Genomic DNA, 20,596 nt, shown 5'->3' with positions numbered 1-20,596 from the left:
TCCTGATTGTGCATGCGGGCCGGCGCGTGCCTATCAGGCGCCCGGGTCTGCTACTGTTTGCGCCCCCTTTTCATGATTCAGGAACGCGCAATGAAAACGCAGGCTGCCGTGGCCTTTGCCGCCGGAAAACCGCTGGAAATTGTTGAACTCGACCTGCAGGGCCCGCAGGCCGGCGAAGTGCTGGTCGAAATCAAGGCCACCGGGGTCTGCCACACCGACGCGTTCACCCTCTCGGGCGATGACCCGGAAGGTGCTTTCCCCGCCGTGCTGGGACATGAGGGCGCGGGTATCGTGCGCGAAGTTGGCGCCGGTGTGACGTCACTCAAGCCGGGTGATCACGTCATTCCGCTGTACACCCCAGAATGCCGCGAATGTGAATACTGCCTGCACCCGAAAACCAATCTTTGCCAGTCAATCCGCTCGACCCAGGGTCAGGGCGTGATGCCGGACGGCACCAGCCGGTTCAGCTTTGAAGGCAAACCGGTGCTGCACTACATGGGCTGCTCGACCTTTTCCAACTACACCGTGTTGCCGGAAATTGCCCTGGCCAAGGTGCGTGAAGACGCCCCCTTCGACAAGATCTGCTACATCGGTTGCGGCGTCACCACCGGCATCGGAGCCGTGGCCTTCACCATGAAGGTAGAGCCGGGTTCGACCGTGGCGGTGTTCGGACTCGGCGGCATCGGTTTGAACGTGATCCAGGGCGCCCGCATGGTCGGCGCGGATCGCATCATCGGGGTCGATCTCAATCCGGCGCGCGAGGCACTGGGCCGCCAGTTCGGCATGACCGACTTCGTCAATCCCAAAGATGTGGACGACGTGACCCAGCACATCATCGAAATGACCGGTGGCGGTGTGGACTACAGCTTCGAGTGCATCGGCAACGTCAACGTGATGCGTCAGGCGCTGGAATGCGCGCACAAAGGCTGGGGCCAGAGCTGCATCATCGGCGTGGCCGGGGCCGGGCAGGAAATCTCCACCCGTCCCTTCCAGCTGGTCACCGGGCGCAGCTGGCGTGGCAGCGCCTTTGGTGGCGCACGCGGTCGCACCGATGTGCCCAAAATTGTTGACTGGTACATGGACAACAAGATCGACATCGACACGCTGATCACCCACACCATGCCACTGTCCGACATCAACACCGCTTTCGACCTGATGCATAAGGGCGAAAGCATCCGTTCAGTGGTGGTTTACGACTGATCATGAGTGCTTTGCAAACCCTGGCGGAGAACCGCTGCTTTGGCGGTCGGCAGCTGCGCTTCGAACATGCCGCCGAAAGCGTCAACTGCACCATGCGCTTTTCGGTCTATCTGCCCGAACAGGCCGAGCACAGCCGCTTGCCCGTGCTGTACTGGCTGTCCGGGCTGACCTGCACGGACGAAAACTTCGTAACCAAGGCCGGGGCGCAGCGCGCCGCGGCCAAGCACGGCGTGATCGTCGTTGCGCCTGACACCAGTCCGCGTGGTGAAGGCGTGCCTGATGACCCCGATGGCGCCTACGACTTCGGTCTTGGCGCTGGCTTCTACCTCAATGCCACTCAGACGCCATGGTCGACCCATTACAACATGGAGGATTACCTGCGCCATGAGCTGGCTGATCTGGTCGAGGCCGAATTTCCGGTCGATGCGCAGCGCAGCGGCATCTTTGGTCACTCCATGGGCGGCCACGGCGCGATCACCCTGGGGCTGAAGAACGCCGAACGTTTTCGCTCGATTTCGGCTTTTGCACCGATCGCCTCACCGACCCGATGCGCCTGGGGCGAAAAGGCACTGTCGCGTTATCTGGGGCCGGATCGCGGCACCTGGAAGGACTATGACAGCAGCCTGCTGATCGAACGCGGCGCGGCCAAGACCCCGATCCTGGTTGATCAGGGTGAGGCCGACAATTTCCTGCGTGAGCAGCTCAAACCAGAGTTGCTGGAACACGCCGCGCAGCAGGCCGGGCATGCGCTGCAGTTGCGTCGGCGCCCGGGCTACGACCACAGCTATTTCTTCATCGCCAGTTTCATCGACGAACATATCGCCTGGCATCACGACAGGCTCTGCGCCGTTTAGACGAGTTGCATGTCCGCGTCGCAGCCCACAATGAGCACAGATTCAGGGGATACGACGCACGATGGGCAAATGGACAAAACGCGACATGCCGTCGCTGCAGGGAAAAACGGCGCTGGTCACTGGCGCCAACAGCGGACTGGGGCTGGAAACGGCTCTCGGGCTGGCCGAGGCCGGCGCTCGCGTCATTCTGGCCTGCCGCAGTCCTGACAAGGCGCAGCAGGCCGCCACAACGATCCGCAACACCTTCCCGCAAGCTGAGCTCGACAGCCTGCAGCTTGATCTGGCCAGCCTGGACAGCGTACGCCAGGCCGCGCAGCAAGTTGCCGAGCGCTACAGCCAGCTCGATCTGCTGATCAACAACGCCGGGGTCATGGGCTTGCCGCTGAGTCAAACGGTCGACGGCTTCGAAACCTTGTTCGGGACCAATCACCTCGGCCATTTTGCCCTGACCGGGCAGCTGTTCGAGCTGATCTCTCAGACCCCGGGCGCGCGCATCGTAAGTGTGGCCAGCGTGGCGCATAAAAGCGGCCAGTTGCCGCTTGACGACCTGAACTGGCAGCGCCGCGCCTATTCGATGCCCGGCGCCTACGCGCAGTCAAAACTGGCCAATCTGCTGTTCGCGCTGGAACTCGAACGGCGTTTGCGCCGCAGCGGTGTGGATACGATCAGCGTGGCCGCCCATCCGGGTTATGCCGCCACCAACGTGTTTTACGCCCGCGACGCGCAGATCTCGCTGACCCGGCGCATCTGGAACGCGATGTCCTGGGTTGGCGCTTTCATGGCTCAGTCGGCTGCCAAAGGGGCTTTGCCCACCTTGTATGCGGCCAGCGCTGCTGACGTGAAGGGGGGGGAATATTACGGCCCGAAAGGACCGCTGGAATTCTGGGGCTATCCCGACCGCGCGGCACCGCGGGGGCTGGCGCTGGATGAGCAGCTGGCAGCCGGACTGTGGCAGGCCTCCGCCCGCATGACGGGCGTCAACTGGCTGTGAGCGCAGCGGCCTATGCACCGTGGCGACTCGGGCCGCTGTCGTTGCGTAACCGGCTGATCAAATCAGCAACCAATGAAGGCATGGCCGACGGCGCCCGGGTTACCGACCGGTTGATCGAGTTTCACCGGCGCATGGCCGCCGGTGGTGTGGGCATGACCACCCTGGCCTACTGCGCGGTCAGCCGTGATGGGCGCACTTTTGAAGATCAGGTGTGCCTGGATGCACAGACCCTGCCCCGGTTGCGCGCATTGACCGACGCGGTGCATGCCGAAGGGGCCGCGGCCTGCGCCCAGATCACCCATGGCGGCGCGTTCTGCTTCCTGCCACAGTTGGAGGAACGCCGCTATCCGCTGAGCGCGCGGGGCGGTTTGAATCCGCCGGGCATGATGATTGGACGCTGGTTCAAGCGCGCCGCCACCGCAGCCGATCTTGAACACCTCACCACGCAATTCGTCAACGCCGCCCGGCTCGCCCGTGAAGCCGGCTTCGATGCGCTGGAAATCCATATGGGGCATGGCTATCTGCTCAGCCAGTTTCTCTCCCCCTTGTACAACCAGGAGCCCGATGCGCGTGCACGTGCGCGCTTCCCACGGCAGGTGTTAGAAGCGGTGCTGGATGCGGTCGGCAACGACCTCGCCGTGTTGTGCAAGCTCAGCGTGGTTGAAGGCCACCGGCGCGGCAACAGCATCGAAGACATGATCCAGATCTGTCGCGAGCTGGAACAGGCCGGGGCGCATCAGCTCGTACTCTCCGCGGGCATGAATGTGGAAGCACCGTGGACCATTTTTGGCAATCGTTTGCCGGTGGCCTCGATGACGGCCGCCGCCAAAGGCCTGTTTCGCCCGATTGCGGCGCTGATGGCTTTGCGCCAGCCGCGCAAGCCGTTTCAACCGCTGTATCTGATGCCGTGGTCAAGTCGTATTCGCGCGGCGGTGGACATACCGCTGGCCTATCTCGGCGGTGTGACCTCACCCGACGACGTGACCCAGGTGCTTGCGGCGGGCTTCGACAGCATCGCGCTGGGGCGCGTGCTGATCCATGATCCCGATCTCCCCAGGCACTGGGCCGCCGGTGAGCAGGCCGCCTCCGGATGCACCGCCTGCAATCTGTGCGTGGCCAGCATGTACAGCGCTCGTGGCACCCATTGCGCACTGACCGATCAGCCCGTGCCAGCAGGCTTCTCTCACGCATGACACGGCTGGACGGAAAAACCGCGTTGATCACCGGCGCCGCCAGTGGCCTCGGGCGGGAGACTGCCATCGAACTGGCCCAGCGCGGCGCTCGGGTGTATATCGCTGACCGCAATCGCGAAGCTGGCCTAGCCTTGGCCCACGATCTTGCGGACCAAGATCTAAGCGCCGAATTTGTCGCGCTCGATCTGGCCGATCTGGCGACCGTGACCAAGACTGCGGAGACGCTGCTTGGCCGACTCCACCAACTGGACATCCTGATCAACAACGCCGGCTTGCTGCCGCCGCATGTCAGGACCACCACGCATGATGGTTTCGAACTGGCCCTGGGCATCAGTTTTTATGGCCATTTTGCGCTTGCAGCACAGCTGCTGCCGTTGTTGCTGGCGGCGCCGACCGCACGTGTAGTGACCTTGTCGAGCATCGCCCATGCCGGCGCGGTGCTGGATACCGAGGATCCCAAAGGGCTCAGGGATTATGACGCCACCCGGGCCTACGCACGTTCCAAGCTGGCCGGTCTGCTGTTCGCCCGTGAGCTGCAGGCCCAGTCGCAGGCGGCCGGTGCGGCTGTGATCAGTGTTGCTGCCCACCCCGGCATCGCCCGTACCCCCATAGGCAGCAACTGGGAGCAGCATCCCAGCCGCAACTGGCGCGGCCGTCTGGCCCAGGCTGCCATGCATTTCGCCATGCGTTATCTGGGGCAGGATGCGCGAGCCGGTGCACAGCCCATCATTCTGGCCGCAAGCACGGCGCAGCCGTCACCCGGTGGGTTCTACGGGCCCGCCGGATTGCGCCAGTTTCGCGGCCCGGCGGTGGAGGTCAAACCTCACCGCCGAACCCTGGCGCGACATGACGCAGCCCAGTGGTGGCGGATTGCCGAAGCGCAAACCGGGCTGAGCTATCGCTGGGCTTAGCTTAGGCCGGGCTCGGCGCAAACTGCGGCCATGGCGCGGCCTCTTCCAGCGCGAAGGCCAGTTCCAACAAGCGCCGCTCCTGGCCTGGGCCGGCCGAGAAATGCACACCGATCGGCAAACCACTGGCACTGGCGCCTAAGGGCAGCGTGATGGCGGGTGTGCCGCACACGTTGTCCGAGGGGGTGAAAGCGGCGAACGCACGCAAACGCTGCCAGGCGTCGTCAAATTCGATGTCCGGCTTGAGCCAGCCCAGTTCAGGCGGCGGATGGCCCAGCGTGGGCGTGAGCATCACGTCAAAACCGCGGGTCAGGCGTTCATGCAACTGCGGGCCACGTTTCAGTCGCCAAAGCGCGCCGGGCATGCGGTGCATATTGCGCCGGAAATGGCCGGCCAGCTGCCAGGTCAAAGGTTCCAGTTGATCGCCGTCGAGCCCACGAGCCACGGTCATGCCCCCGGCCCAGGCGACGCCGGCCGCCAGCATCGCCCAGTACAGCAGAAAATCGTCGGCGCGTTGCTGGGTCAATGGCGATGCCATCGGCTCCACACTGTGACCCAAGCTTTCGCACAGACGCGCGGCCTGCTGGACCGCCGCTACGCATTCATCGTCAGCCATGCCGCCATCGGGCAGCTCGGTGACGATACCGATGCGCAAACGTTCCTTGCCCGGACCTTCAACCCGCCCGATCGCGGGCAGGGCCGGATTGCGGTGTTGCGTTTCCATGGCCGCCAGAAAACCGGCCGTATCGCGCACACTGCGGCTGACCACCCCATCGGCCACGATATTGACCGGCAGACGCTTGGCCATCGGGTTGTCGACCAGCCGCCCGCGGGAGGGCTTCATGCCGACCAGACCGCAGCAGGAGGCCGGAATGCGGATCGATCCGCCGCCGTCGTTGGCGTGTGCAATCGGCACCACACCGGCGGCGACCAGCGCAGCCGAACCGCCGGATGAGCCACCGGTTGAGTGCCCCAAATGCCACGGGTTGTGAACCGCCTCGCCCTGCGAATACTCGGTGGTTGCGGTGAGGCCGAATTCCGGCAGCTTGGACTTGCCCAGAGGGATCAGGCCCAGCGCCTTGAACTGACGACAGAATTCCGAATCACTGGCGGCTTTGGCGGGCGGCACCGCGCGACTGCCATGACGGGTTGGCAGCCCGGTCAGATCGAGATTGTCCTTGATCAGAGAAGGCACACCCGCAAACGCGAGGGCGGTGTCAGCGGCAGAACTTTGCCGCGCCTGTGCGCGGGCCAGTTCGTAGGCCGGCTCGGCCAGGCCATGCACCACAGGTTGCGCTTTTTGCAGGCGTGCGATGGCCGCATCCACCAGTTCCAGCGCACTGATCTCACCGGCGGCCACACGCGCGGCCAGCGCGGTGGCATCGTCACGGCCCAAAGCGTCGTCACAGACGACATTGAAAGTGTTATTGGTCATCCGCCGATGATAGCGGATCAAGCCATCCACAAGCGCCGCACGGAGGCCAGCATCAGACCGCAGCCGGCCAGCGCCAGGATGCGGTAAATCCACACCCGAAAGCGCGCTTCATCAACCTGGTGATGAAAGCGCTCACCCAGCCAGATACCCAAGGGAATCAGTGGCAAATAGGCGGCCAGCGCCCACCAGGACTGCTGAATACGCCCCTGCATCAGCAGCAGCACGGTGAGCAGGCTGTTCAGCGAAAACCACACCACGATCAGCGTTGCGCGAAAACGCGCCTTGTCCAGTGCGGTGGCGGCCAGCCCATAAACCAGCAGTGGACCGCCCGAGGCAAACAGACCGTGGGTGATGCCGGCCAGCGTGATAACGCCGCGACTCCACCACAGCGGTTTGACCCTGATCGCCGTGTTGCCCCGCAGACGCCACAGCTCGCGGCCCGAAAACCACAGGATCAACACCGCGAATGCGAGCTTCAGGCCATCACCTCCCAGATACGGCTGCAGCCAGAAGCCGGCCAGCGTACCCACCAGCATGAAGGGCATGATCAGGCGCAGCAGCAAGCGCCCGTCGATGTGGCGGCGGTGGCGCCAGGTCAGAAAGCCGGTCATGCAGATGTTCAGCGGCACCAGCACCGCTTGCAGCCATTCAATCGGAAACAGCAATGCGCCCAGTGATATGGCGATCACGATGCTGCCAAAGCCGGTCATGGCTTCGGCGGTATAGGCGAACAGGATAAAAACGCCGAGGACGATATAGGCCAGACTCACGCGCTCAATTCCACGGCGAAACGCTTGCGCACGATACGCAGGTAGCGCGCGGGCCAGACACGCCACAGCACACTGCCGAACCACGACAGGCGGTCACCGAATATCCAGGCTTTGCCGCGCGCCTGGGCATCCAGGATGCGCTCGGCCATCCAGCCGGCATCGCGCATCACCCCGACGGTGGAGCGTGCATGTTTGGCGGGCTGGCCATCCGCGCCCAGCGCGTTGTGCTCGATCGGCGTGTCGAGAAACGACGGGTACACATTGAGCACTCGAATGCCCTGGTCTTCGACTTCAATACGCAGTACTTCGAAAAACTGCGCCAACGCGCTCTTGGCCGCGCAGTAGGCCGCCCGCCCCGGCACCGGCATCCAGCCGGCCATGGACCCGATGTTGATGATCTGCCCGCGGCTGGCGCGCAACAACGGCAAGGCCTGGCAGCACAGCTTGACCGGTGCCTGCCAATCCACGGCCATGACTTTGGCAAACACCGCCGGGTCGGTGTCGGCCACGCGCGAGCGATGCGTAATGCCGGCGTTGTTGATCAACACGTCCAGGCGCCCGAAGCTGGCCTCGGTCTGGGCCAGCAGCCTCTGTTGCAGCGTGTCGTCGGTGATGTCACCGGCCACGCAAACCACACGCTGCGCATCGTTCAGTTCATCTCCACGCTGAGCCAGAAGCTGTTCGTTCATATCGGTCATGACCAGCTCATGACCCTGGGCGAAAACCCGCTGGGCCAGCTCCCAACCCAGCCCGCTGGCCGCGCCGGTGATGATGTAGACGCTCATAGCACTCCCCGTTGGCGCGCATGTTCAATGAAGTATTCGAACACCTCGCGTGATGTTTTTTGTGGCGTGTAGCCGAACTCGCCTTTCAGGCGTGTGTTGTCGAGCACCGGGCGGTAACGCAGGAAATTGACCTGCGCCGGGCCGTAGCGCCCTAGCCCGCTCAGCTTGCCCAGCGCCAGCACGGTTTTGAGCAGCGGCGCCGGTAGATTGAGCAAAGGCTTGCCCAGCAAGTCCGCAATCTCTCGCATGCTCAGAGCGCCGTCGCCAGCGACATTGAAAATGCCGCTGCACGAGCTGCGCACGCCCTGCTCGATAATGCCCAGCAAGTCCTGATCCCAGATGGCGACAAACGGCGACACGCTGCCACGTACCGCGATCAGGCGCTTGCGCGCGAACAATGCGGTAATCAGATTGTTGGTGTTGGCGCCCAGCACCGTGCCCACGCGCAAAATCAGCTGACGCAGCTGTGGCTGTTGCGCCCGGTACGCTTCAAGCAACTCCTCGACCTGTCGCTTGTGATCGGAATAGGCAAATTCAGGGTTGCCTCGCAGCGTATCGGTTTCGCTTAACCAGGCTGGGTTGTCCGCGTGATAGCCGTAGGCGGCGCCGGAACTGCTGACGCAGACATGCTGCACCCCGGCCGCCACGCAGGCGTCCAGCACGTTGCGCGTGCCGTTGACATCAATATCGTAATCGCGGGCCCGGTCACCGCTGTCTTCGAGCACCGCGGCCAGATGCAGCACATGGGTGATCTGCTCGCGTGCCATCAACTCGGCCAGAGCGGGATCACGGATATCCAGCGCCAGTATGGGAAACCCGGCCTCATCACTGGCGCGCAGATCAATGCCGAGCACATATCCGGTCTGCGCCAATCGCTGCCCCAGCTGGCGCCCAATGTAACCGCCGGCGCCCGTGATCAGCACCCGGGCCTGTGCATCGCTCATGCCGCCACCGCGCTGGCAAGGTCAACTTTGAGCTCGGCGATGTGCCCGTTCAGCGCATCCAGGTACTCCTGTTTGTTGACGTAGTAGGCCATGCGATCAAGCTGAAGATATGCATAGCCGCCGTCGAGCCGCTGGCCGCAGCGCTGCTGCTTGAGCTGTTTGAAACGCTGCGCTGAGGCCGCACCATCACGCAGCTGACGCAGATACAGGGCGGCCAGCTCAGCCTGCTTGTTGCGCCCTTCCCAGCCCAAGCCGGAGGCCTCGACCATGCCCATGACAAATACATCATCGGCCTGCGGATGGAAGGCGTTCAGATACAGCTGTGGCGCCGCGCCCTGCCAGTTGATCTCGGCCGGATCGATAAACGGGTAATCCAGGTCATAGCCAGTGGCCAGCACGATCAGATCGTACTCGCCCTGCTCGCCATTCTTGAAGGTGACGCGCTGCCCCTCACATTGGGCGATGTCGCCGCGCACGCGCACATCACCATGACCGATGTGATGCAGCAGCAGGGTGTTCATGACCGGATGGGATTCGTACAAGCGGTAATCCGGGTCCGGCAGACCGTAATCCGACGGCTTGCCAACCGCAGCGCGAATCAACGCCGCATCGAGCATCTGCTTGGCCCGGCGCGGCAGTTTGATCAGACCGCCAAAGGTATCGATCGGCTTGCCCATAAGGAATTTGGGCAGGAAGTAGTAACCGCGTCGCACCGACAGATCGACCGAACGTGCGGCGTGCACCGCATCGACCGTGATATCCGCCCCGGAGTTACCACAGCCGACCATCAGCACGCGTTTGTCGCGGAAACAGTCGGCCTGTTTGTATTCCGCCGAATGCATGATCTCGCCACTGAATGTACCGGGCAGCGTCGGGCGATTGGGCTTGTGCAGGGTGCCGTTGCACAGGAATACAGCGTCGAATTGCCGCTGTGTTTCGACCCCCTGGTGGCGACTGGTGAGCAACCAGCCCTGGCCCTGCCGCACCACCGAAACCACCTCGGTTTCAAATTCGTATTTGTCATACAAGCCAAAGGCTTGTGCATACTTCTGGAAGTAGTTTCGCATCTGTGAATGATGCGGGTAGGTGGCCACATCCTCGTCCATGGGGAATTCCGCGAACTCGGTCATGCGCTTGGATGAGATCAGATGGGCCGAGGCGTACATGGTGCTGGTCGGGCTGTCGATATCCCACAGGCCGCCCACGTCCGCATGTATTTCGAACCCCACGAAATCCAGTCCATATTTGGCCAGATTGCGAGCCATGCTCAAACCCATGGGGCCCGCGCCGATCACTGCGTACATAATGCTCCACCAGAACGATACGATCGATGCACAATACGGACTCCGCCTCTGCCGGTCACGGCTGATTCGGGACAAGCCTCGGTCAAAACGGGACCATGACCACCGCAACCGTCACTTTGCGTTACAGCCAGGCTTTGCTGCAGGCCGCCGACAGACTCGGTCTGCCTGCAACAAAGCTGGCTCTGGACCGCGAACGTATTCCGCTCAGCACCCAGGATGCGCTGTGGCAGCACCTGTGCGCGCACAGCGAAGATCCGCTGATCGGGATCCGTCTCGGCCTGAGTCTGCAAGTTGGCCACCTGGATATCGCGGGTCTGCTGCTGATGAGTTGCGAAACCTGCGGCGAGGCGCTGGAGGCCCTGATCGATTATCTGCCGATCATCGGCGAAGGCGGTGACGCCACTTTGATGCAGGAGGCTGACGCGGTGCATCTGCGCTACCGCCCGCAATACGCCACATGCCGGGCCCAGCGGGCCGAGGCCGTGCTGGCCGGAATCGTTCATCTGGGACGCTGGAGCACCGGCGGTCATTTCGGCATTCGGGCCTTGCATCTGGCCCACCCCGCACTCGACGACCCTCAGCGTTATCCGGGCTTGCTCGGTTGCCCGGTGCAGTTCGAATGCGCGGACTACCGCCTGTGCCTGGAACCGCAGACCCTGCGCAGCCCGCTGATTCAGGCCAATGCCCCCTTACGCGATCAGCTGCGCGCACTGGCCGATCAACATCTCGCCAACCTCGGCGAACACAGCCTCAGCGTGCAGGTGAGCCAGGCCATCCGCCAGGCACCGTGCGCATCACGCGAAGAGATCGCTGCACAGCTTGCCCTGAGCGCCCGCCACATGAACCGGCGACTGGCCGAGGACGGGGTGTCTTTCCGCAGTCTGCGTGAGCACGAACTGCGGCGACTGGCCGAAGATGCCCTGAGTCGGGGCAGCAAAATCCTGGCCATCGCGCAGGACCTGGGCTTTTCTGACGAAAGCGCATTTGCCAAGGCATTTCGGCGCTGGACCGGCCTGTCGCCGGCCCAGTTTCGGGACCGCAGCTCTAACTAGGCGGCATCTTCGCGAATCATATCGGCGGCTTTTTCGCCGATCATGATGGTGGGTGCATTGGTATTGCCGGCCACCAGCGTCGGCATGATCGAGGCATCGGCCACACGCAGTCCGGCGATGCCGTGCACGCGCAGGCGATGATCGACCACCGCCCCGTCATCCTGGCCCATCTTGCAGGTGCCTACAGGATGGTACTGGGTGTCGGCGCGATTGCGCAGATCCTCCTCCAGCGCGGCATCGTCGTCCGGATTCAACGGGTAAAGCATGTCGCCACGCCAGGGTGACAGCGCCGCCGCGTTGAGCACCGCCAGCTGTTTGCGCGCACCTTCCTTGAACACCCGCATGTCGCGCTCGTTGTCGAGAAAGCACGGGTCGATCAGCGGATCCGCCAGCGGGTCGTTGCTGGCCAGACGCACGCTGCCGCGGGCCTGCGGGTTGAGCAGCGTGCAATGGCTGCTGAAGCCATGGCCCAGATGCATTTTTCGACCATGATCATCGACCAGGGCGCGGACTAAAATCAGCTGCAGATCCGGCCGCCCGTCGGCCTCCGAGCTGCGGAAAAACGCTCCGGCCTCGGCATACGGCGAGGTGATCAGGCCGCTGCGCTGACGTCGCCACTGCAGCATCGCGGCCAGTATCTTGGGCATGAAGCCGAAAGACAGCCCGAAGGTGTCACTGTTGGGTGCCCGGTAGCTGTGCACGATGTCGATGTGGTCTTGCAGGTTTTCGCCAACCCCGGGCAGATCATGAGCAACCGCGATGCCGCGGTCCTGCAGATGCGCACCCGGACCGATCCCGGAGAGCATCAGTAACTGCGGCGAATTGAAGGCGCCGCCGCAGACGATGACCTCGCGCCGGGCCCGCAGGTCCAGGGTCTGGCCCTCGCGTTTCACCCGCACGCCGGTTGCGGTCTTGCCGTCCAGCAGGATTTGCAGCACCGGGGTCTGGGTCATGACCTCGAGATTGGGGCGCGACAGATTGGGCGTCAGGTAGGCCTTGGCTGCACTGCAACGTTCGCCATTGATGTGGGTCACCTGATACTCCAGCGCCCCGTCCTGTTCGGCGCCGTTGCAGTCGGCGGTCGCGGCTATGCCCTGCTCTTCACAGGCTTTGATGAACTCGGCATTGAGCGCACCAGGCGAGCGCAGATTCATGACATTCAGCGGCCCGCCCTGGCCGTGGAATTCATCGTGGATGTTTTCGTTGTGCTCGGAGCGTTTGAAATACGGCAGTACCTCCGCATACGACCAGCCAGCATTGCCAAGCGCCGACCAGTGATCGTAGTCGGCGCGATGACCGCGGACATAGAGCATGGCATTGACCGAACTCGAACCGCCCAGACAGCGCCCGCGCGGCTGATACCCACGGCGCCCGTTAAGGCCTTTTTGCGGCACCGTCTCGAAGGCGTAGTTGAGCTTGTTCTTGCGCGGCATCATGGCAACGACGCCAGCCGGGGCGTGAATCAGCACGCTTTTGTCGACCGGTCCGCTTTCAAGCAGACACACGCTGACGTTCGGGTCTTCACTCAGCCGGCTGGCGACCACGGCCCCGGCTGAACCTCCCCCTACAACGATATAGTCAAACACCTCAGCCCTCGCTTATTACGAATCTGGAATAAAAGCTGTCGCACTGTACCGGAATCGGGCGCCATCTGCCCTTTGCAAACCACCCTCATCCTCACGTTGTTTTCACGCTGGGAGTGGCACCGTGAGGGCCATCGAGCCCGTCAACGGACATCAACATGGCACTGAGCGAGTTCATGCAAGCGAACTCCGGATTTCTGCCGCACGGCTACTGCCTGCTGTGGAAACCAGGCCTGTTGTGGACATTGGTCGGCTCCGACATCGTCATTGCGCTGTCGTACTTCTCTATTCCCATGGCCCTGCTGTGGTTTACCAGAAAGCAACCTGACCTCAAATTCCGCGGCATCTTCTTGATGTTTGGCGCGTTCATCACAGCCTGCGGTGTCACTCATGTCATCGAGATCATCAACATCTGGCGGCCGATGTACGCCACGTCGGCGGGGGTAAAGTTCTTTACCGCGCTGGTGTCTGTTATGACCGCGTCGGTGCTGTGGTTTTTGGTTCCCAAAGCATCTACCTTCATTGATGATCACCGGCGCATGAAAGATGAGCTGGCTGCGCGCAATGATGAATTGCAAGATGCCTTGGACAAGATGCAGGAGAGCGAAAAGCGTTTTCGCCTGACCCAGGCGGCCGCTCCGATTGGCGTGGCCACCGTGTCCACCAAAGGTCAATTCGTGACCGTCAACAAAGCGCTGGCCGACATGCTCGGATACAGCGAAGCTGGACTGACTGCGCTGACCTTTCAGGAAATCACCCACCCTGATGATCTCGGTGCAGATCTGGCTTATGTTCAAGCGCTGCTGGATGGGCAGCGCGACACCTACCGAATGGAGAAACGCTACTACCATCGGCATGGTCACATCATCTACATCCAGCTTGATGTCAGCATCGTGCGCGACGAAAGCAATCGGCCGCTGCATTTCATCTCGATGATTCAGGACATCACGCAACAGAAGTTCAATGAAGCCGCGTTGCGACGCAGCCGGACCAAGTTCAAAAAATTGCTGGAAAACCTGCCTACGGCGGTAGTCGTTCACAATTACGACACCAGCGTGGAGTACGGCAACCCCACCGCCAAACGTCTGCTGGGCATGTCGCAGGCCGACCGTGATGTACCCCTGAACCGCAACTGGCGCCTCCTGAATGAAGATCGAAGGGTGCTCGAAGCACACGAATTCCCGGTGCCCCGGGTCATCAAAAGCGGCCGCCCCATCCGCGATGCCACACTCGGCATCGAACACCCTAATCAGCCCAATCCGACCTGGGTCAAGGTGGATGCGTTTCCCATGCCCGGCGATGAGGATGACCATCCTCAAGTTGTGGTCGCGTTCACGGACATCACCGACCGAAAGGCACTGCAGGATAAGCTGAGCCTGCAAGCGCGCACAGACGCGCTGACCGGGTTATTCAACCGCCGTCACTTCATGGCGGAGCTGGATCAGGAATTTGCTCGCGCATTGCGTTTTGAGCAGGACCTCGCCCTGCTGATGCTGGATCTTGACCACTTCAAACAGATCAACGATACCCACGGACATCCGGTTGGGGATCAGGTTCTGCGCATTGTCGGCGACACCATGCGCCAACTCATGCGCAAGACGGATGTTGCTGCACGTATCGGCGGCGAGGAATTCGTTCTGCTGTTGCCGCAGATCGACGCCAACAAAGCGGTCGAAGCCGCGCAGCGCTTACGCCTGGCCATGCAGGAAAAAGAGCTGCCACTGGCTTCCGGCGTGACCCTGCACTGGACCGTGTCCATCGGACTGGCCTCCTTGCACCCGGGCGACATCACCCCGACCGATTTGCTACGACGCGCCGACGAGGCGCTATACCAAGCAAAAGACCAGGGTCGCAATCGGGTTTGCCGTGCGCTTGAACCCAGCAATCGCAACGTGCGCCGACTCAATACGCAACGTCGCAGCAACAACTCGGACAGCCCCGACGTCAGCTAGGACGTGCGACCATAGCGTCCCCTTTCAGCACCGCAACAGCCAAGCCACATGCAATATCTCCATACCATGGTCCGCGTGGCCAATCTTGATGATGCCTTGCACTTCTACTGCAACCTGCTCGGGCTGAGCGAAGTCAGTCGCTACGACCACCAACAGGGCCGCTTCACATTGGTGTTCCTGAGTGCCCCTGACGACCTAGAGCGCGCACGCGACAAAAAAGGCCCCATGGTTGAGCTGACCTACAACTGGCCGGATGAAAACGGCGCACAGGAAGACTACGATGGCGGGCGCAACTTTGGACACCTGGCCTACCGGGTCGAAAATATCTATGCGGCCTGTCAACGTCTGGCCGACGGTGGAGTGACCATCAACCGCCCACCGCGAGACGGCCACATGGCATTCGTCCGCTCGCCCGACGGCATCTCGATTGAATTGCTGCAAGCCGGCGACCCGTTGCCGCCACAGCAACCGTGGGTCGACATGCCAAACACCGGCAGCTGGTAACCCCGCCTGCAGCCTCAAGCGGACTGACCACGCTCGACAACATCCGGATTTGCGGGCAACCATACATAGACGCAGACCTCCTGGAGATCGCCCTGCCGACCCTCGCTTTTTGCAAACCATTCCAGGTTATTTCGCAATTTTCCGAATCAGGAGAAAAGCGAACCCTGGCTGAGTTCATCACGCTCGGCGAGGTGTACCCGGCAGGTCGTCTGGATTACGACAGCGAAGGTTTGATGCTGCTCACTGACGACGGTGGTTTACAGCATCGCATCAGCTCGCCGCGCTTCAAGCTGGAGAAGACCTACTGGGTGCAGATAGAAGGCGAGATCAGCGATGACGCCCTGGCCTCATTGCGCCAGGGAGTTGCGCTCAAGGATGGCCCCACGCGCCCGGCCCAGGCACGGCGCATCGACGTGCCCGACCTATGGCCACGCATCCCGCCGATTCGAGAGCGCAAAACCATTCCAACCTGCTGGATTGAGCTACGCATCAGTGAAGGTCGCAACCGTCAGGTACGGCGCATGACTGCGGCGCTTGGGCATCCCACTTTGCGCCTGGTTCGGGCCGCCATAGGACCGATCACCTTGGGCAGTCTGTTGCCCGGCCAATGGCGCGAAGTGGATGTGCGGCGCGAGCTACCGGCACAGTGGCTCAGACCGACTGCAGCTCCTCGGCACTCACCACAACCCCATCCGCATCGGCATATACCCAAGCCCCGGGGACGATCGTCAGGCCGGCGAAGCTGACCGTCAGATCCTCCTCGCCAACGCCTTTCTTGAGGCTTTTGCGCGGATGCGTGGCCATCGCTTTGACCCCAACGGCCTGGGTGGCGATCACGGCGGAATCACGAATGCAGCCATACACCAATATGCCGGCCCAGCCGTTTTTAACCGCCAGCTCGCCCAATTGATCACCAACCAGGGCGCAGCGCATGGAACCGCCACCATCAACGACCAATACCCGTCCTTCGCCGGGTTGTTCCAGGCTGGCGCGAACCAGCGTGTTGTCTTCGAAGAGCTTCAGCGTTTTTGCCGGGCCATGAAATGCCAGCTTGCCACCGAAATCTCGAAAAATCGGCTCCGCGACCTGCACGGCGTGAGTGTATTTGTCGGAAAGATCAGTGGTGGCGAATGACATGCGTGGACTCGTACGAAGTGGGCCGAAAACCTGGTGAAGCCTAAGCGTGAGCGTGCTGGCGACGGGCCAGGATCCTGGGCAGGATGATACACATCAGGGCCCAGTCCGCGAGCAGGAAGAAACCCACCCCTGTCCACGCTGGCAGGCTCAGCCCGAGAAATGACCAGTCGATCACCGCGCAATTGCCATCACCACGCAGTATCGATTGAACCACCTCCCACAACGGCATTACGTCCATCAGGTAGTTCAGCGCGGGACCACAGGCAGGCACCTGATCAGCCGGTAGCGACTGTAACCACACATGCCGCGCCGCGATGCCCAGCCCGGCCAATGCAGACAAACCGGCCAGACCGGTGCAGATCATGCGCCCCAGGCCGACCGGGCCGAACACGGCCCCGAACAGAAAAAACACTCCGGCGGCGATCATGGCCACACGCTGAAACACGCACATGGAACAGGGTTCCAGGCCCTGAACGTGCTGAAGGTACAGCGCGAAACCCATCGCGCCGGCACAGATCAATGCGCCCATCAAACTGAGCAGTCGGTACAGAGTGTTTTCGTTCACGTGCAGGGTGTCTTGGACAAATTGTGAGCTTGGAGGGAAGGAACGCGCAGAAGGTTCCCGCCACAGCCGAACGGGCCGATCGACTAGAATAGCGGGTCTGACTTTACAACACGATTCTTCATGCGCCTGAATGCCTTGACTGCCCTGTCCCCGATCGACGGACGTTACGCTGACAAAACCTGGGAACTGCGCGAGATCTTCTCCGAGTACGGCCTGATCCGTCATCGCCTGCTGGTTGAAATCCGCTGGTTGCAAACACTGGCCGCGACGCCTGGTATTGCTGAAGTTGCCGCGATCGACGACGAGGCCAATCAAAAACTCGACGACGTGTTCAGCAAGTTCACGATGGAAGACGCCCAGCGCGTCAAAGCCATCGAGGACACCACCAATCACGATGTCAAAGCGATCGAGTATTTCCTCAAGGAAAAAATCAAACTGATCCCGGAGCTGGCTCAGAACATGGAGTTCATCCATTTCGCCTGCACCTCGGAAGACATCAATAATCTGGCTTATGCGCTGATGCTGGATACCGCGCGACGCGACTGCGTGTTGCCGTACGTAGATGGCCTGATCGACAAGCTGACCTCGCTGGCCCATGATCTGGCCGAACAGCCGCTGCTGTCGCGCACCCACGGCCAGCCGGCCTCGCCCAGCACCATGGGCAAGGAAATCGGCGTGTTCGTACACCGCTTGCGACGCCAGCGCGAACAGCTCGCCAAGGTTGAAATTCTGGGCAAGATCAATGGTGCGGTGGGCAATTTCAATGCGCATTACGCCGCCTACCCGGATGTCGACTGGGATGCCCTGGGACGCGCGGTGGTAGGCAGCCTGGGGCTGACTTGGAATCCCGGCACAACCCAGATCGAGCCGCACGATTACATGGCCGAGTACTTCCACGCGCTGATCCGCATCAACACCATCATCATTGACCTGTCGCGCGATATCTGGGGCTATATCTCGCTGGGCTACTTCCGCCAGAAAACCGTGGAAGGCGAAGTCGGCTCATCGACCATGCCGCACAAGGTCAACCCGATCGATTTCGAAAATGCCGAGGGCAATCTGGGCATCGCAAATGGTCTGCTCAGCCACTTGGCGGAAAAACTGCCGATTTCACGTTGGCAGCGTGACCTGACCGATTCCACCGTGCAGCGCAATCTGGGCGTGGGCATCGGTCACATGGTGATCTCCTTCCAGGCACTCAACAAAGGCCTGGGCAAGCTGGAGGCCAACGCCGATGCCATGGCCGCCGATCTGGACGCCAACTGGGAAGTGCTGGCCGAGCCGATTCAGACCGTCATGCGCCGCTACGGCATTGAACAACCGTATGAAAAACTCAAGGCACTGACCCGCGGGCGGCGCATCACGTCCGATCAGCTGGCCACTTTCGTGGACAGTCTGGATATGCCCGATGAGGCCAAGGCGCGCCTTAAAGCTATGACTCCAGCCAGCTACATCGGCAACGCCGTCGAGCAAGCCAAGGCGCTGTGAGCGAGACGCAGCGCACACAGGCTGTGGAGGGCCGCATTGCCTTGCGCGATGCGGCCATCGAGCTTGTTGGGCAGGCACGCGGCAGCCTGTACATTGCCACCATGGCCATGGAACCCGCGTTGTTTCGTGATCCGCAGCTGCTGGATGCGCTCAAATACCAACTTTTGGACGAGCGCCGACTGAAGGTCAAAGTCCTGGTCAGCGAGCCGCGCCATGCGCGCCCCCATGCCGATCTGTTCATTGCGCTGCTGCGTCGTTTGAGTTCACGCTTTAGCGTGCATGAACCGAGCAGCAGCCAGCATGGTTTTACACACGACTGGTGGATCGCCGATCGCAAAGCGCATTTGCAGCGCAATCACCCGGACAATCTGATAAGCAGCTATGCGGCAGATGACCCAATCGGCGCCCACAACCTGCGCGATGATTTTGATGCCGCCTGGCTGGACTCGGTGCCCAGCCTGGAATTTCGCCAGCTCAGCTAGCTACACCCCGAAGCGGTCACGCAGGCGTTGCGGCACGGGCATGGGCTTTTGCGCCCTGTAATCGAACCACACCAGGGTGGTTTCGACATCCGCCACCGCCTCGTCCTGACCACGCAGGAAAATCGGACAGGCCAGTACCAAGCTGCTGGTGCCCATACGCTTGAACCCCACCGCCGCTTCCAGCATGGCCGGATAGTGCACCTGCTGATGGTAGTTGCAGCTGATACCGGCCAGGATAGGGCCCTGCCCGTTCATGAAACTCTCATCGCCGGCAAACACCTCGTCGAAGAACGCAATGCGCGCGCTTTCGGTGTAGGTCAGATACTTGGCGTTATTGACATGGCCCAGCGTGTCCATGTCGCCCCAGCGCACTTCCACACTTTTGGCAAAATCAAAATTGCTGCGCAGTGATCGCTCACGACTCATGTTTGTGTTTGTCCTTGTATGCCGCCGGTGGCGGCGTCCTGTATCAGGCGGCGTCGGGCCTGTTCGACAATCTCACGACGGCGCGCCTCATCTGCGCCAGACCACACCGCGATGTCCTGCAGCGTGCGCCCGCAACCCAGGCAAATCTCCTCGTCGCTGAGCTCGCAAACCCCGATGCACGGGGAGACCACCGGCGTCGCTTCGCTCACTCAAGCCCCAGCACGTGGGTCATGTCGTAAAGACCGGCAGGCTGTTCGCGCAGCCAAGCCGCCGCGCGCACCGCACCGGTGGCAAAGTTCATGCGGGAACTGGCTTTGTGGGTGATTTCGACGCGCTCGCCTTCGGCCGCGAACAGTACCGTGTGCTCACCCACAATGTCGCCTCCACGCACCGTCGAAAAGCCGATGGTGCCGTCAGGGCGCGGCCCGATGTTGCCATCCCGGCTCTTGACCGCAACGTCATCCAGATTCTGATCCAGCGCATCGCACACGGCCTGGCCCAGACGCAAAGCGGTACCGGATGGCGCATCAACCTTGTGCTTGTGGTGTGCTTCGATGATCTCAATGTCGGCCATGCCGTGCATGATGCGCGCCGCCATTTCGGTCAGCTTGACGCAGACATTGACGCCCACGCTGAAATTGGCCGCCTGCACCACCGGCCGCGACTGCGCCAGTTCAAGCAGTTTGGCCTGCTCGGCCGCCGCCAGCCCGGTTGTCCCGGTGACCAGGGCGACATCACTGGCGGCCAGCGCCTCGACCAGCAACAGGGTGCCTTGCGGACGACTGAAATCGATGACCACGTCGCACTGGGCAGCGGCCTGATCCAGCTGATCGGTCAGCAGCACAGCATTGCGACCCACGCCGGCCAGTTCACCGCTGTCCGTGCCAATCAGGCTGGAACCGGGCGCATCCGTGGCGACGCTCAGTGACAACTGCGGATGCTGATGCAACGCCTGGATCACCGCGCGGCCCATGCGTCCGCCCGCGCCATGCACACCTACACGCCATGCTTTGTTCATGTCAG

At 62.0% G+C, this 20,596-nt stretch carries 22 protein-coding genes; 11 read left to right on the top strand and 11 right to left on the bottom strand.

Translation table 11 applies throughout. From position 1 onward, the window contains the following. Nucleotides 1–90: 90 nt before the first annotated feature. From ATO7_RS12415 to ATO7_RS12395, 5 genes are all read left to right on the top strand, one after another. The gene (locus ATO7_RS12415; protein ID WP_083562878.1) at nt 91–1,200 is read left to right on the top strand and encodes an S-(hydroxymethyl)glutathione dehydrogenase/class III alcohol dehydrogenase; all 1,110 of its coding nucleotides are present in this window, start codon (nt 91–93) and stop codon (nt 1,198–1,200) included. A 2-nt stretch (nt 1,201–1,202) separates the two neighbouring features. After that, a complete protein-coding gene (gene fghA, locus ATO7_RS12410; protein WP_276206695.1) occupies nt 1,203–2,054 on the top strand; it encodes an S-formylglutathione hydrolase in 852 nt (283 codons plus the stop codon). 61 nt (nt 2,055–2,115) lie between these two features. After that, the gene (locus tag ATO7_RS12405) at nt 2,116–3,045 is read left to right on the top strand and encodes an oxidoreductase (RefSeq protein ID WP_083562147.1); all 930 of its coding nucleotides are present in this window, start codon (nt 2,116–2,118) and stop codon (nt 3,043–3,045) included. Then, nucleotides 3,042–4,238: an NADH:flavin oxidoreductase gene (locus ATO7_RS12400; RefSeq protein WP_206044916.1), complete on the top strand. Its 1,197-nt coding sequence runs from the start codon at nt 3,042–3,044 to the stop codon at nt 4,236–4,238. The genes ATO7_RS12405 and ATO7_RS12400 overlap by 4 nt, the downstream gene beginning before the upstream one ends. Next, nucleotides 4,235–5,149, top strand: coding sequence for an SDR family NAD(P)-dependent oxidoreductase (locus ATO7_RS12395; protein WP_158523198.1), 915 nt, complete (start codon nt 4,235–4,237; stop codon nt 5,147–5,149). Before ATO7_RS12400 ends, ATO7_RS12395 begins: the two co-directional genes overlap by 4 nt. Nucleotide 5,150: 1 nt before the next feature. Here ATO7_RS12395 and ATO7_RS12390 read toward each other — a convergent pair whose 3' ends face one another. From ATO7_RS12390 to ATO7_RS12370, 5 genes are read right to left on the bottom strand one after another with little or no spacing between them, the layout of a single operon-like run. Further along, nucleotides 5,151–6,581, bottom strand: a complete 1,431-nt coding sequence (locus tag ATO7_RS12390; protein WP_083562143.1) for an amidase — start codon at nt 6,579–6,581, stop codon at nt 5,151–5,153. Between the two features lie 17 nt (nt 6,582–6,598). Beyond that, nucleotides 6,599–7,351, bottom strand: a complete 753-nt coding sequence (locus ATO7_RS12385) for a sulfite exporter TauE/SafE family protein (RefSeq protein ID WP_083562142.1) — start codon at nt 7,349–7,351, stop codon at nt 6,599–6,601. Further along, nucleotides 7,348–8,136 carry an SDR family oxidoreductase gene (locus ATO7_RS12380; RefSeq protein ID WP_083562140.1) on the bottom strand — a complete coding sequence of 263 codons (789 nt, stop codon included), beginning with the start codon at nt 8,134–8,136 and terminating at the stop codon, nt 7,348–7,350. Before ATO7_RS12380 ends, ATO7_RS12385 begins: the two co-directional genes overlap by 4 nt. After that, nucleotides 8,133–9,080, bottom strand: coding sequence for an SDR family oxidoreductase (locus tag ATO7_RS12375; RefSeq protein WP_083562138.1), 948 nt, complete (start codon nt 9,078–9,080; stop codon nt 8,133–8,135). Before ATO7_RS12375 ends, ATO7_RS12380 begins: the two co-directional genes overlap by 4 nt. Then, nucleotides 9,077–10,384, bottom strand: a complete 1,308-nt coding sequence (locus tag ATO7_RS12370) for a flavin-containing monooxygenase (protein ID WP_083562136.1) — start codon at nt 10,382–10,384, stop codon at nt 9,077–9,079. Before ATO7_RS12370 ends, ATO7_RS12375 begins: the two co-directional genes overlap by 4 nt. Nucleotides 10,385–10,479: 95 nt before the next feature. Between ATO7_RS12370 and ATO7_RS12365 the strand changes: the two genes are divergently transcribed. Next, nucleotides 10,480–11,436: an AraC family transcriptional regulator gene (locus ATO7_RS12365; protein ID WP_083562134.1), complete on the top strand. Its 957-nt coding sequence runs from the start codon at nt 10,480–10,482 to the stop codon at nt 11,434–11,436. Here the strand turns inward: ATO7_RS12365 and ATO7_RS12360 are convergent. Beyond that, a complete protein-coding gene (locus ATO7_RS12360) occupies nt 11,433–13,022 on the bottom strand; it encodes a GMC family oxidoreductase (RefSeq protein ID WP_083562132.1) in 1,590 nt (529 codons plus the stop codon). The genes ATO7_RS12365 and ATO7_RS12360 overlap by 4 nt on opposite strands. Nucleotides 13,023–13,177: 155 nt before the next feature. Here ATO7_RS12360 and ATO7_RS12355 point away from each other — a divergent pair, with 155 nt between their 5' ends. From ATO7_RS12355 to ATO7_RS12345, 3 genes are all read left to right on the top strand, one after another. After that, the gene (locus tag ATO7_RS12355; RefSeq protein ID WP_083562130.1) at nt 13,178–14,971 is read left to right on the top strand and encodes a diguanylate cyclase; all 1,794 of its coding nucleotides are present in this window, start codon (nt 13,178–13,180) and stop codon (nt 14,969–14,971) included. A gap of 48 nt (nt 14,972–15,019) precedes the next feature. Continuing rightward, nucleotides 15,020–15,475 (top strand): VOC family protein, encoded by a 456-nt coding sequence (locus ATO7_RS12350; protein WP_083562128.1) that lies wholly within the window; start codon nt 15,020–15,022, stop codon nt 15,473–15,475. A 92-nt stretch (nt 15,476–15,567) separates the two neighbouring features. After that, the gene (locus ATO7_RS12345; RefSeq protein ID WP_083562871.1) at nt 15,568–16,221 is read left to right on the top strand and encodes a pseudouridine synthase; all 654 of its coding nucleotides are present in this window, start codon (nt 15,568–15,570) and stop codon (nt 16,219–16,221) included. Here the strand turns inward: ATO7_RS12345 and rraA are convergent. Together rraA and ATO7_RS12335 are read right to left on the bottom strand one after the other, a co-directional pair. Beyond that, nucleotides 16,127–16,612, bottom strand: coding sequence for a ribonuclease E activity regulator RraA (gene rraA, locus ATO7_RS12340; protein ID WP_083562126.1), 486 nt, complete (start codon nt 16,610–16,612; stop codon nt 16,127–16,129). The two genes, ATO7_RS12345 and rraA, sit on opposite strands and share 95 nt — an antisense overlap. Before the next feature lie 40 nt (nt 16,613–16,652). Continuing rightward, nucleotides 16,653–17,177 carry a disulfide bond formation protein B gene (locus ATO7_RS12335; protein ID WP_240499474.1) on the bottom strand — a complete coding sequence of 175 codons (525 nt, stop codon included), beginning with the start codon at nt 17,175–17,177 and terminating at the stop codon, nt 16,653–16,655. Nucleotides 17,178–17,297: 120 nt separating this feature from the next. On the opposite strand from ATO7_RS12335, the gene purB reads away from it, so the two are divergent. Together purB and ATO7_RS12325 are read left to right on the top strand one after the other, a co-directional pair. Next, nucleotides 17,298–18,665, top strand: coding sequence for an adenylosuccinate lyase (gene purB, locus ATO7_RS12330; protein WP_083562124.1), 1,368 nt, complete (start codon nt 17,298–17,300; stop codon nt 18,663–18,665). Further along, the gene (locus ATO7_RS12325) at nt 18,662–19,147 is read left to right on the top strand and encodes a DUF7931 domain-containing protein (RefSeq protein ID WP_083562122.1); all 486 of its coding nucleotides are present in this window, start codon (nt 18,662–18,664) and stop codon (nt 19,145–19,147) included. The genes purB and ATO7_RS12325 overlap by 4 nt, the downstream gene beginning before the upstream one ends. Here ATO7_RS12325 and ATO7_RS12320 read toward each other — a convergent pair whose 3' ends face one another. Genes ATO7_RS12320 through dapB form a run of 3 tightly spaced genes read right to left on the bottom strand, consistent with a single transcriptional unit; the run spans nt 19,148 to nt 20,591 of the window. Continuing rightward, nucleotides 19,148–19,573 carry an acyl-CoA thioesterase gene (locus ATO7_RS12320; RefSeq protein WP_083562120.1) on the bottom strand — a complete coding sequence of 142 codons (426 nt, stop codon included), beginning with the start codon at nt 19,571–19,573 and terminating at the stop codon, nt 19,148–19,150. Then, nucleotides 19,570–19,782 (bottom strand): DUF1289 domain-containing protein, encoded by a 213-nt coding sequence (locus ATO7_RS12315; protein ID WP_083562118.1) that lies wholly within the window; start codon nt 19,780–19,782, stop codon nt 19,570–19,572. Before ATO7_RS12315 ends, ATO7_RS12320 begins: the two co-directional genes overlap by 4 nt. Next, nucleotides 19,779–20,591, bottom strand: coding sequence for a 4-hydroxy-tetrahydrodipicolinate reductase (gene dapB, locus ATO7_RS12310; RefSeq protein ID WP_083562116.1), 813 nt, complete (start codon nt 20,589–20,591; stop codon nt 19,779–19,781). Before dapB ends, ATO7_RS12315 begins: the two co-directional genes overlap by 4 nt. Nucleotides 20,592–20,596 lie beyond the last annotated feature (5 nt).

The sequence above is a fragment of the Oceanococcus atlanticus genome, assembly GCF_002088235.1.
GTDB lineage: Bacteria > Pseudomonadota > Gammaproteobacteria > Nevskiales > Oceanococcaceae > Oceanococcus > Oceanococcus atlanticus.
This window is presented reverse-complemented; position numbering and strand designations above follow the sequence as displayed.

Coding starts and splice junctions, on each gene's coding strand:
- ATO7_RS12415 (WP_083562878.1), top strand. CDS start 91: ATGAAAACGCAGGCTGCCGTGGCCTTTGCCGCCGGAAAACCGCTGGAA.
- fghA (WP_276206695.1), top strand. CDS start 1,203: ATGAGTGCTTTGCAAACCCTGGCGGAGAACCGCTGCTTTGGCGGTCGG.
- ATO7_RS12405 (WP_083562147.1), top strand. CDS start 2,116: ATGGGCAAATGGACAAAACGCGACATGCCGTCGCTGCAGGGAAAAACG.
- ATO7_RS12395 (WP_158523198.1), top strand. CDS start 4,235: ATGACACGGCTGGACGGAAAAACCGCGTTGATCACCGGCGCCGCCAGT.
- ATO7_RS12390 (WP_083562143.1), bottom strand. CDS start 6,581: ATGACCAATAACACTTTCAATGTCGTCTGTGACGACGCTTTGGGCCGT.
- ATO7_RS12380 (WP_083562140.1), bottom strand. CDS start 8,136: ATGAGCGTCTACATCATCACCGGCGCGGCCAGCGGGCTGGGTTGGGAG.
- ATO7_RS12375 (WP_083562138.1), bottom strand. CDS start 9,080: ATGAGCGATGCACAGGCCCGGGTGCTGATCACGGGCGCCGGCGGTTAC.
- ATO7_RS12370 (WP_083562136.1), bottom strand. CDS start 10,384: ATGTACGCAGTGATCGGCGCGGGCCCCATGGGTTTGAGCATGGCTCGC.
- ATO7_RS12365 (WP_083562134.1), top strand. CDS start 10,480: ATGACCACCGCAACCGTCACTTTGCGTTACAGCCAGGCTTTGCTGCAG.
- ATO7_RS12355 (WP_083562130.1), top strand. CDS start 13,178: ATGGCACTGAGCGAGTTCATGCAAGCGAACTCCGGATTTCTGCCGCAC.
- ATO7_RS12350 (WP_083562128.1), top strand. CDS start 15,020: ATGCAATATCTCCATACCATGGTCCGCGTGGCCAATCTTGATGATGCC.
- rraA (WP_083562126.1), bottom strand. CDS start 16,612: ATGTCATTCGCCACCACTGATCTTTCCGACAAATACACTCACGCCGTG.
- purB (WP_083562124.1), top strand. CDS start 17,298: ATGCGCCTGAATGCCTTGACTGCCCTGTCCCCGATCGACGGACGTTAC.
- ATO7_RS12320 (WP_083562120.1), bottom strand. CDS start 19,573: ATGAGTCGTGAGCGATCACTGCGCAGCAATTTTGATTTTGCCAAAAGT.
- dapB (WP_083562116.1), bottom strand. CDS start 20,591: ATGAACAAAGCATGGCGTGTAGGTGTGCATGGCGCGGGCGGACGCATG.